The sequence below is a fragment of the Microcoleus sp. FACHB-SPT15 genome (assembly GCF_014849525.1).
In the GTDB taxonomy this organism is placed as follows: domain Bacteria; phylum Cyanobacteriota; class Cyanobacteriia; order Cyanobacteriales; family Coleofasciculaceae; genus Symplocastrum; species Symplocastrum torsivum.
This window is the reverse complement of record NZ_JACJNU010000055.1, coordinates 143,262-155,704: the sequence shown is the minus strand read 5'-3', so window position 1 is coordinate 155,704 and position 12,443 is coordinate 143,262. Positions and strand designations below refer to the sequence as shown.

General features: G+C 46.1%; 5 protein-coding genes. All 5 read right to left on the bottom strand.

The features are described 5' to 3' along the window. Positions 1-182: 182 nt before the first annotated feature. The 5 genes from H6F98_RS22125 to H6F98_RS22105 all read right to left on the bottom strand — a co-directional run bounded on the left by H6F98_RS22125 (position 183) and on the right by H6F98_RS22105 (position 12,420). Positions 183-3,683 (bottom strand): WD40 repeat domain-containing protein, encoded by a 3,501-nt coding sequence (locus H6F98_RS22125; RefSeq protein ID WP_192220874.1) that lies wholly within the window; start codon positions 3,681-3,683, stop codon positions 183-185. Between the two features lie 113 nt (positions 3,684-3,796). After that, entirely contained in the window at positions 3,797-3,970 is a 174-nt protein-coding gene (locus H6F98_RS22120) for a hypothetical protein (protein WP_192220873.1), read from the bottom strand. Between the two features lie 78 nt (positions 3,971-4,048). Then, entirely contained in the window at positions 4,049-7,900 is a 3,852-nt protein-coding gene (locus tag H6F98_RS22115; RefSeq protein WP_192220872.1) for a tetratricopeptide repeat protein, read from the bottom strand. 371 nt (positions 7,901-8,271) lie between these two features. Continuing rightward, positions 8,272-11,844: an AAA family ATPase gene (locus H6F98_RS22110; protein ID WP_192220871.1), complete on the bottom strand. Its 3,573-nt coding sequence runs from the start codon at positions 11,842-11,844 to the stop codon at positions 8,272-8,274. Positions 11,845-11,901: 57 nt separating this feature from the next. Next, entirely contained in the window at positions 11,902-12,420 is a 519-nt protein-coding gene (locus H6F98_RS22105) for an N-acetylmuramoyl-L-alanine amidase (protein ID WP_192220870.1), read from the bottom strand. Positions 12,421-12,443 lie beyond the last annotated feature (23 nt).

Sequence of the window (12,443 nt, the reverse complement as noted above, 5' to 3'; positions counted from 1 at the left end):
AAGAAAGGTTCAAACTCTGTAAAGTCAAATCGCTTTCTTATAAAAGAATGAGGCGTAAGGTATTTCAGAAGAGATTGCTGTGCTTTCACTTGCAGCAATCTCTTCTGAAATGCCTTCACAATATGCACCCTAGTTTTACATTGACTTGAGCAAGGAATTCCTTGTCAGCTTTCTGATAGTACCTATCTCAAGCCCTCCAATTGCCAGAAGTGTAACTGACCTCGCTGGTCTCCGGCAACAATAGTTAATCCATTCGGTGCAACTGCACAGCTTAGGAATTGGCTCTCCCCACTGAAACTGGCAATGAACGTATCACTCTCCAAGTTCCACAACTTCAAGGCTTTGTTAGCTGAGGCTAAGATAACCCAATCTCCGTTTGGAGCACCCACCAAGGAATTGACCCAACCGTAATGACGCTCGAAGGCTAGCTGAAAGTCACCGATGCTTAAGTCCCATAGCTTCAATGTTTCGTCAGCTGAGGTAGAGATAACGTGATTACCATCTGGGGTTACAACCACGGTATTGACCGAACCACTGTGCGCTTGGAGAGTGCGTTGGCACTCTCCAGTGCTTAAATTCCATAGCTTCAAGGTTTTATCGGCTGAAGCAGAGATAATGTGATTACCATTTGGGGTGACCACCACAGCACTAACGGGACCGGTATGACCTTGGAGAGAGCATTGGCATTCACCAGTGCTTAAATTCCATAGCTTTAAGGTCTTGTCGTATGAGGCAGAGATAATGTGATTACCATTTGGGGTGACCACCACAGCACTAACTGGACCGCTATGACCTTGAAGAGTACGTTGGCACTCACCGGTGCTCAAGTTCCATAGCTTCAAAGTTTTGTCCACTGAGGCAGAGATAATGTAGTTGCTGTCTGGAGTCACCGCTACTGCACTGACTGAGCTACTGTGACCTTGGAGCGTGCATCGATACTTACCATGGCTTAAGTCCCATAGTTTGATAGTGTGGTCGCGTGAGGCAGAGACAGCTTGTTTACCGTCCGGGGTTACCACTACAGCATTAACCCAGTCGCGATGACCCTCAAAGGTGAACTGGCACGGCTCGTGGCTTAAATTCCATAGCTTCAGAGTTTTGTCATCGGAGGCAGAGACAGCCTGTTTACCGTCCGGGGTTACCACTACAGCATTAACCCAATCACGATGCCCCTCAAAAGTACCAAGGCACCTGCCAGTACTTAAGTTCCATAGCTTCAGAGTCTTATCGTATGAGGCGGAGATAACGTGATTACTGTCTGAGGTCAATGCCACGGAACTCACTGAACCATGATGCTCCTCAAAGGTAAATTGACACTTACCACTGCTTAAGCCCCACAGTTTCAGAGTCTTGTCGTGTGAAGCAGAGACGGCCTGCTTTCCGTCTGGAGTAATTACCACAGTGCTAATCCAGCCACGATGACCCTCAAGGGTAAGTTGGCATTCGCTTGTACTTAAGTCCCATAGTTGCAAGGTAAAGTTGGCTAAGGCAACGATAACGTGATTAGTGCCTGGAATTACTGCTATAGCAGTGACCTGACCGTAATCTTCGAGGATTTCAAGGATGCGTTGGCACTCGCCAGTGCTTAAGTTCCAACATTTGAGGGTACAGTCATTTAGGGCAAAGATGACGTGAGAGCCATCTGGAGTCACCGCCATAGCAGTGGGCAAGCCGCAATGGTTTATAAGGATGTGCTGGCACTCGCCACTGTTTAAGTTCCACAACCTCAGGGTAAAGTCTCTTGCGGCAGAGATAGCGTAGTTACTGTCTGGAGTTACTACTACAACTGTGACCCAGTCGCTATGACCAGAGAATGTGTGTTGGCATTCGCCACTCCCTAAGTCCCAGAGCTTCAGAGTACAATCGCCTGAGGCGGAAATTACCCGCTGATTCGAGAGTATTGCGAGGGCACTGACGTAATCCCTATGACCACTGAAGATACGCAACAGTGCTCCGCTTGGTTGTGTCAGATTGGAAACCAGAGGACGCAGCCAAGGAGCAGTTCTCCATTGTTTAGCTTGTTCTAGTAAGGGCTGAATCTCTGATCTATTGAAGGAAAGCAGACGACCCAGCAATTGCCCAGCTAATTGCGTTTTGTCCTGGGCTAGGATATGTGCAGCTAACCGGACGGCACCTTGCACTAGCTGCAAATCGAGATCATTTGGCAAAAAGTCATAGTCTCCAATCAGAGCATTGGGGTCAGTAGCATCGAGTTTGGCTTGCAGCCAGTCAAAATCGAAGAGCAGTTTGCGGAGTCGGTTGACCTGCTCTGCACCAAGTAGGTGATAAGGCAGATAATTCCAGAGATAATAGTCATCAATCGCTCTGCTATGCCAGGGCTGATTGTCTACTATGTAGTAATCTACAATCAGCTGATGCCATTCTTTTGCGGAGAGATAGTAGAGATTGTGCCGCTTTTTCTGGTTGATGCGTAGCGATCGCTTCCTGAGAAAGTCAACGACTGACTGGTGATAGAGCCGATACTGGTGCCCTTCCTCTTCCTGTTTTGTTGTTGGTTCAACTTCTTCGAGGAATTGCCCCAGGTGAGTGAGACACTGCCAGACGAGGGACTCAGATTGCTTGGTGAAAGCTTGCAGTTGACTCAGATTGAGACTGGTACGTGCTACAGAGAGAATTCCTATGAATGGCGCGTAAGTTTCATACCAATCTCGTTTGCCTAGTTCAACGACTCGTTCCAGGGATTGGTAGTACAATCCATCGAGTCCTTCTGGCAATCCTTTCAGATTGTAGAGCGATCGCTGCCCCTTGGCGATCGCATTTAATAGAAAACTGACATATAGGAAATTGCCTTCTGATTTTTCAGCAATCTGTTCAATGGATTCTTTTCGCTGTTGAGGTTTCAAATCGGCGACAAGGACTGATATCGGCTCATCCTGAACAAACCGTTTCTCTATATATTCCCTAACGTCATGCTGATTCAGTTGATTGAACTCTGAAGCCGAGAGGTAAAGCTCTTCTATGTCTAGAAACTTGTTTTCAATTCGTGCTTCTTTCCGGCTAGTCAGAATGAATCGAATTTGAGCGGGTAGATTCTCCAGTTTTGAGAGTAAATCGACAATAGTTGGTTTTCCTTCATGGGTTAGTGCTTCGTCCAACGCATCTACGAGAATGGTTATTGGTTGGTTGAAGCCGTTTTGGTAGATGTACTGAAGTGGGTTCAAAACCAGTAGATTGAATGCCTCTTGAGCGGTCATCACTCCTGAAACATCCAGGTTATTGATTACCACGTTCTGAATGGTGCTGTCTGTTACCGTTCCTAGATTTTGAGTCGCCTGAATATTGACGTGTTTTGTGTCGATATTGGCTAGGGCAATTGCATAGTCTTGAATCTCTGCAAGTTGTAGTGCAACTGATTTGCAAAAGTTTCTGGGATCGACTGAGGTGCTGTTGCGGGCAGAGCAAATGTGAATGGCATTCAGGAAACTGGGTAACAAATCTGGATGTAGGGATTCTTTGCTATGGGAGAATTGAGTGAGGCGTTGAGCGATCGCTGTCTTGCCACTTCCAGGTTCCCCAGTCAGGAGGAAGTAGCGAGAAGCATTGGACTTGGATAGCCAATCATAAATGTTTTGGAATACCCAGTCTCGACCTGTGAAGTTGGGGGTGTGATCGCCCACGTACTCAGTGAAGTTGATTTCTGACTTGAAGTTCAGTAATGTCATTATCCGCTTCTTCGTCGGCAAGTAGGCTGACTCATGAATTTTGATAGCTCTGTTGTAGCCTACCTATACAGTTAGAAAAGAAAGTTTTGCTATGGACGCGCTCGCTCTCCAACTCAAGGAACTATTTCAATCACTAAATCTTTGCCATCTGTAGGATAAATCTTGGTAATTCTGAAGCGGCACTCACAAATTCTGGAGCATCTAACTCTAAAGCCTTCTGCTGTTAATTGTTGGATGTGGTTGGTGAAGGCGATCGCTTTTACTTGAGTTGCAACAGTTCCAGCCATCGTTTCCTACTCTAAGTGTCTTCAGTGATGAGTGCTGTCTGGAGAATTGGCAGCTTATACTGTGACCAGTAAAGCTCTTCAACCAGCTTGAGTATTCAAAAGCTCTGATATCTTTCGCCAATCTGGATGCACCCATCCAGCAATCCGCACTGCCTCCGATAAAACTGTTACTGACAGCCCTGATTTAACCTTTTCAAAAGCAGGTGCCCATTCTGATAAGACAGACAAAAATTCGTTCAACTCTAGCAAGCCAGTGGCTACAAGAGCTTCCTCAAAATTCATAGCTTGAGTTGCAGTGACAGGTGAATGCTCCAGCACATCTAATTGTTTCTTTTCCAACTTAATGTTCTGAGCAACGTTGCTACTTTCGGTTAAGCCCTTCTCAGCTTCAACTGTCTGTCTGATTTTAAGTAAGTCTGTAACTGTCTCGGATTGAATCTTACTATCGTCAATAGCTTCAGCTACCTGCTCAGCATCTGTAAATCGTCCTGCTTGAGCTAAAGCACTAGCCAGCCCCTTCAGGGCTAACGCTCGACTTCTAGGAACTTGGATGGAGCGAGCCAGTTGTTCGGCTTCAGTAAACTGCCCTATGCGAACTAGTGCATTTACAAGCTCCTTCAGTGCCGATGTTCGACTACCAATAGCTTCAATGGATTGAGTCAATCGCTTGGCTTCACTGAATTGTTCTGTCCGAGCTAAGGCAAGAACCAACTCCTTCAAGGCTTCAGAACGACTTTCTCGAAAACTGATAGCTAGGGCTGCTTGTTCAGCTTCAACGAACTGTCCTACCTCAGCTAGAGTGCGGGCTACTTGTCTCAGCACAACGTCAGATTTACTGTTTTGAGCAATCTCTCCATCATTGAATGTTAGTATCCGACTCGGATCATTCTCGATGGCTAAAGTGGCTAAAGCTACTTCCTCAGCTTTGCTGAATTGTCCACCCTGAATTAGAGCAAACGATAACTGTCTCAATGCTTTAGTTAGACTTCTACTGCTCTCAAGAGCTTTGTCTATTTCCCCTGCTCCAGTGAAGCTTGTCAGAGCATCAGTTTGCTTTCCTGCTTGAACTAGAGCAACTGCTAACTGCCTTAATGTCTCTGCTCTGTGTCGATAGTCTTCAACAGTTTGAGCTACTTGCTCAGCTTCAGTGAAATATTGTACTTCAGCCAAAGCAATAGCCAGTTGGCATAGTACATTATCTCGCTCTTTAGAGTTTTCAATAACTTGAGCCGTTTCTCTTGCTTCAGCGAAGGCTTCTACTGCTTCAGGCTTCTGTTCCACATGAGCTAGAGCAGTTGCTAATTTAATCAATGCCTCAATTTTATTCTTGTAGTTTTCAATAATTTGAGCAATTTCTCTTGCTTCGGCAAATGCTTTTATTGCTTCGGACTGCTGTTCTTCTTTGATTAGGGCAGTTGCTAGTTGACTTAAGGCTTCAACTTGATGTTCACTGGAATGAACGTTTGAAATAAGTTTCTTAGCTTTAGGAAACTGTCCTGCTTGAGCTAGAGCGATGGCTAACTGGCTGAATGCTTCTGCTTGAATTGGATTTTCTTGAATAGTACTTGCAATCTGCTCAGCTTTAGCGAACTGCCCTGCTTGAGCTAGAGCGATGGCTAACTGGCTGAATGCTTCTGCTTGAATTGGATTTTCTTGAATAGTACTTGCAATCTGCTCAGCTTTAGCGAACTGTCCTGCTTGGGCTAGAGCAATGGCTAAAACTTTCAGTGCGTATAGTCGTTCAAGATCCCATTCAATAGTTTTTATAAGTTTCTCAGCTTTAGCGAACTGTCCTGCTTGAGCTAGAGCAACAGCTAACCGAGTCAATGCATTCACTCGTTCAAAATTGTCCGTGATAGCCTGAGCAACTTCCTCAGCTTCAGTAAACAGTCTTAGCTGAAGCAAAACAGTAACGAATTCCCTGAATGGTTCCAACTTTGTCCTATCCAACTCCCTGCTTGAACTATGTAAAACTACAAGATGGATAGATTCAATGGCATCTTTGATGTAGCGAGTCTGTAGTCCTTTTAGAGTTTGTGTAGTTTCAGTAATTATTGCCGTAATTTCAGGCAGATGTCCTATTTGAGATAAAGCAGTAGCTATCTTCCCCAATGCTGCTATCCGAGTCTCTTCAGAATCAATCAACTGAGCTTGTTCCCACATCTCCCTCAATAGCGCAGAATTAGGAGGCTGACCTTTAGCTCGTTGTGTATTGTAGATTGCCCAAACACTATCAAACCTTTGTGAAGCACTGGGACGTAAGCGAGCATGTTGTATAGCTTGCGCTTCACCACCTAACCAGACAAGAGTCTTTAGATCTGTATCGTTATAGCGACTTGCTCGGTGATAGATAACCTGCCGTGCTGTGTGAAGCTGAACTAGTTGTGCTATTTGCTCAGGTACTCCTGGGTTAGTGAAAGCATTCAATGCGAGTTGTAAATCAGTGACATATCCTTCATCACTGCCATAATGAATGAACTTAGCCTGCATCCAATTCGCAGCACTAGTTAATAATTTACATAGCTCTTGATGCTGTCCGGCTTGTTTCAGGTGATATGGCAGGTAACGAAAAGCATAGTCATCTTTGATGCTTGTCCAATCTCTTTCCAACCATGATTTAGCCCCTGCTCGGTAGTAATTTACTATCCTTTGATGCTGTTCTTGTGCATCACACCAGTAGCTTCCCGCTCGATCTTCATCCTGCAAAAAGTTTGCCAAAGAACGGTGATAGATGGCGTAGGTACGTTGGCTTGCAGGCAAGGATTCATCTTCCAAAAACTGTTGGAGTTCTCCCAGCACTCCTGCAACTTCAGACTTGCTCATCTGTGTAAATCCAGCCAATTGTTCCCTAGTCAACGCCTCTTGAGTGATCGCTAATGTCCCTAAGACGGGAGCATATTGACTCCGCCAAGTACTCTTGTCTTTGCCAACTAGACGATACAGAAATTCCCGGTAGATACCATCTAAACCGTCTGGTAACTGCTCCAACGTGGTCTTAGTTATTTCTAAGTGTCCTTGGGCGAGCATTTTCAGCAGATAGGTGACGTAGAGGAAGTTGCCATCACTTTTCGTACTAACTGTAGTGACAAAGCTGCCTTGAGGCAAATCGGGGGCGAGTTGCGCTACGAGTTCTGGCTGCTGCTTCAAGGCTTGCCAGACATACTGATTGACATCCTCCTGGCTATGCTGTAATCCCTCACCCATTGTCAGGGAATACACCACTGCACGATCTTGCAGGGGTTCTAAAGCTTCTATCTTGGGGCGAGAAGTCAGCAAGAAACGCACCTGTTCGGGCAAGTCTTGTACTGCTGAGAGCAAATCAACAATGGTTTTCTCTCCTTCAAACGTTAATGCCTCATCCAAACTGTCCACCAGAATGGTAATAGGCTTGTCAAAACCATTGCCGTAGATAGTGTTGAGTGGGTCTAGCACCACTCGATTGAAAGCTTCCTGACCACTCCTGAGACCTGATACATCGAGGTTATTGATGACTACCCCTTGAACAGTGCTGTCCTTGACTGTGCCCAGGTTTTGCTCAACGCGAATATTGACCTCTTTTTCCCCAATATTCAGCAATACCTCAGCGTACTCAGAGATTTGAGACAGTTGTAAAGCAATTGACTCGGAAAAATTCTTCGGGTCAACCCAGGTACTTCGGGAAGCAGAGCAGAAGTGAGCAGCATTCGGAAAATTGGAACTCACATTTTTAGAAATTGCTTGTTGATTCAGTCTGTGTTGGTATACTTGACCAGCAATCGCTGTCTTCCCACTCCCCGGTTCCCCAGTCAGCAGAAAGTAACGTGAGCCATTGGGGTCAGAGAGCCAGTCATGGATCTTCTCAAACACCCACTGCCGACCTGTGAAGTTTTGGATGCGAGGGTTTACGTAGTCTGTGAAATCGAGTCCTACTCTGCTACTAGCTACTGGCATAGTCTATCCCTAAGGTAAGAAGTTAAAGCTGATTTAGTTAGTAGAGGGCGATCACAAAATCCATCCCGGTTTCAAGGTTTCCAATTCTGCTGCTTGGCAGAAGTGATAGGCAACAATGTCCTTGTGGGTTTGAGTTAGGTAGGCAGCGATCACACTCTTACCGATTCCTCGCTCCTCAGTTGAATGAAGAATCGTTCATTGTTCTGTTGAAACCATAAGTAAATCTCCTCAAAGATCCATTCCCGACCCGGAAAGCCTTCTGTGAGTATTTTCGATGTAGGACGGTAAGCGGTTCGAGAGCCATGAGACAAGTACTACATTTCACTTTAAGAAGGAATTGTGATGATGACGTAACCTGGTGCTAACGAAACCTACTGACTAAAATCACCAAAGCCGCGTGGTCGTTTTTTACCTGGTTTTTTCCGAGACTGACTTTCAGTCACCAGAGTCTTAAATCCCCCTTGCGGTTTAGCAATTTGGGGTGTCCATTGCTTTTGGTAAGCTTGAATCTCCTCCAAGAGCAGAAAATGCATCCGTCCTGACGCCTCACCGACGACAATAGTCACTCCATCTGGTGCGACAGCACAAGTGTGGAGTATGCTTTCCCCCGTGAAACTTGCAGTGACCGTCCTATTCGCTAGATCCCACACTTTTAGAGTATGGTCGCGTGCGGTCGAAAGAACATACTGACTATCAAGTGTTATGGTCACTGCTGTGATAGCTGCGGTATGACCGTATAGTGTGAATAGCGCGGCTCCAGTTTGTAGATCCCATACTCTGAGAGTCCAGTCCTCTGAGCCTGAGATAGCGTATCTACCGTTTGGTGTCACCACTACTGTAGTGACATAACTTCTATGACCGCACAGAGCAAGCCGCTCGGCACCACTTTCTAAATCCCAGATTTTGAAGTTTTTGTCATCTAAGTCGGAAATAGCAAGTTGGCTATCTGGTGTAACAGCTATTGCCTGAACACGGTCTTTCTGGCTGAGAAAGCTGAGTCGTGCCGTCCCGCTCTTGAGATCCCAAACTTTGATGGTGCGATCCATCGAGGCAGAAACAGCAAATCGACCGTCTGAAGTTACTGCCATCGCGGTAACTCCCTGACCGTGACCATTTAGGGTATGCAGTTCAGTCCCGCTTTCTAAATCCCAAATTTTGAGAGTGTTGTCATGTGAGGCTGAGATAACCTGCTGCCCGTCTGGCGTTACTGCCACTGCCGTGACGTTGCTAGTATGACCAATCAGTCCACGCAGTTCAGCCCTGTTTTCCAGGTTCCATACTTTGAGCGTAGTATCGTTTGACGCTGAGATAGCGTGTTGCCCATCTGGGGTTACCGCCACTGCTCGTACACCACCAGCATGAGCGGCTGAAGTGAGCGGTTCAGCACTACTTTTGAGATTCCACACTTTGACCGTATTGTCCTGAGAACCGGATACAGCACATTTTCCGTCCGGTGTCACTGCCACTGCTATGACATTGTCAGTGTGACCGAAAAGGGTACGTAGTTCCGCTCCACTCTTGAGATTCCAAACTTTGAGGGTACAATCGTTTGAAGCAGAAATGGCGTACTCTCCATCTGGCGTCACTGCCACTGCCAAGACCCAGCCAGTATGACCACTTAGAGTACGAAGTTCAGTTCCACTTACCAAATCCCAAACCTTGAGAGTGTTGTCCCAAGAAGCCGAAATAAAGCTCTGACCATCTGGCATCACTGCCAGCGCCGTAATCTGCTCGCTGTGACCGTAGATGGTGTATAGTCGGGCTTCACGTTCTAAATCCCAGACTTCAAGAGTACCACCGCTTAAGGAAGAAATAATGTACTTTCCATCCGGTGTCACCGCTATTGTCTCGACAAACAGGCGACTACTTGTCAGAGTGCGTAGTTCGCCTCCGGTTTCCAAATCCCAAACCTTGATGGCAGAGCCATCTGAAGTAGAGATGGCATACTTCCCATCTGATGTCACCGTTACTGCTCTGATGAACAGAGTGTAGTCTCCCAGGGTAAGCAGTTCAATTCCACTCTCCAAATCCCAAACTTTGAGGATACACGTTTCAGTGGATGTGAGGTTAAATGATCGCGAAGCAGAGATAAGCTTCTGACCGTCTGGTGTCACGGCAATCGCCTCGATAGACCAAGTATAGTCATCCAAAGACAGGGTGCGCTCAGATTCATTCACCAAATTCCAAATCTTGATAGTGCTATCCGAGAAGACAGAGATAGCCCGTTGTCCGTCTGGCATCACTGCCACTGCTTTGACAGATGAGTAATGACCCATTAGGGAACGCATTAGTGTACGCAGTAGCGGTACTTCAGGAGGCATTAGACTGGATGTCAAGGGACGCAACCAGGGAACAGCTTTCCACTGCTTGGCCTGCTCCAGCATGTCCTGAATTTTAGGTGCTTCGTATTGCAGCAAACGACCCAGCAGTTGTCCAGCTAGTTGCTTTTTGTCGTTAGCCAGAATATGGGTTGACAGCCGGATTGCGCCCTGCACTAAACGCGCATCTGAAGCATCTGGCAGAAGATCGTAATCTGCAAGCAGAGCATTGACGTTGGTAGCATCTAGTTTGGCTTGCAGCCAGTCAAAGTTGAATAGCAGCGCACGTAATTCAGAATTTCTGCTAGCTCCACTTAGGTGATAAGCAAGATGATGCCAAAGATAGCGATCGCTAGTCGGTTTAGTATGCCAAGATTGGTCATCTGCCATGTAATAATCTACAAGGCGCTGATGTTGCTCTTTTGCCTCACACCAAAAGTCTATATTCCTCTGTTCGTTGAGCAAGTAATCACGTAGCGATTGGTGGAACACACTAAAAGTCTCACGCCCATGCCCATCATCACTAATGTCGAGAAACTGGCGCACCACTCCCAGATTCTGTCGAATCTTGCCTTGCCCAATTCCAGTAAAGTGAGCTAACTGTACTTCAGTAATTGGTTCCTGGGCTACTGCCAATACTCCTAAGATGGGCTGGTAGCGCTCTTCCCACTCAGTCACTGTGAAGCGCTTAAGGAAGCCGTGATAGATTTCGTCTAAACTTTGGGGTAATGCAGACAGATCATTGAGGCTTTGCCGTCCAGCTTCGATGTCGTTGAGCAGAATTTTGGTGTACAGAAAGTTACCAGTCGAAAGTTCAGTTAGGCGATTCACAAAAGTTTGTGGCTCAACCTCAGCTGATTGAAGTCGCGCCTGCATCTTTTCCTTACCCACCCGATTCTCAATGTACTGGCGGATGTCGTCTAGGTTCATTTGCGATTCTGCCGCCAGGGTATAGGGCTTCAAGCGCTCAAAGTAGCGCAGTACCCGTCGCTCTGGTCGAGTGGTGAAGACAAAGCGCACCCACGGCAGTAGGTCGTTCGTCTCAGCTAATAGAGTAACTAGGTTATTATTACCTCTCAACGTTACGGCTTCATCGAGGGAGTCAATCAGGAGCAGGACAGGTTGCTGAGGTGGATTGGGTAGAGCCGCAAGCGCTAGCCGCAGCAGGACATTCAAAGCTTCCTGCGGATTCTGGGTGTACAAGTTGTTGATGACAACACCCCTGACTTTACTGTCTTTGATGGTTTCGATTGTGATTTCCACATTCACCGAAAGCCTTAACGGTTTGATGGTATTTGCCAAGGCTTCCGCGTAGTCTGGAAAGTAGTCAATGAGCTGAGCCGCCAGAGATAGCAGCACATGATTGGGTTCAATGGTGCCACTGCGTCCGGCAATACAAAAGTGATAGGCAGCAATATCCTGCCGGAGCTGGGTGAGACGAGCCGCGATTGCACTTTTCCCCACTCCCGGTTCCCCCGTTAGGATGAAGAACCGTTCATTGTCCTGTTGCAACCATCGGTCAATCTCCTCAAAGACCCACTCCCGACCCGTGAAGCCTTCGGTGAGTCTTTCGATATCACGGTCAAAGGCGATCGCTTTGACTTGAGTTGCAACAGTTCCAGTCATTGTTTCTTACTTTACGGTGCTTGTAGTTATTTAAATTTTGAGAGCGATCGCAAAAGTTTATATTGATATTGACTCAAGCAATCCTTTGGCAATTGCCTCAGCCATAGTTGATGAATTGTAGAGTTCCACATCACTTTTTGAGTCGCAAAAGCAACATTCTATTAGAATACTTGGCATCTTTGTTTTTTTTAAGATATAGAGATGAGAGCCATTTTTTACTCCTCGATTTATAAATCCCAAACCCACGATGTTTTTTAGTACTATGTTTGCTATTGTTTTTGCTAAATCACTGTTAGCAAAAATTTCAGAACCCTTGGCTTGACCATTAAAAGCATTAAAATGAACTGAAGCCAAAATATCAACTTCTTGAGAAGTCGCCATTTCAACCCTTTGTCTTAGAGAATCTCCTACACTCGATGCTGAACTAGGAGTACAATTGACTACTTGATGTCCCAGTAAACTTAATTTTTCCATCACTAGTGTCCCAACTTCTCTTGTCAAGTCATCTTCCTGACGAATACCAGTAACACCTATATCAGGTGGACAATTATGTCCCATATCAATGCCAAATTTCATCGGATTAAGATTCTCCTAATAGC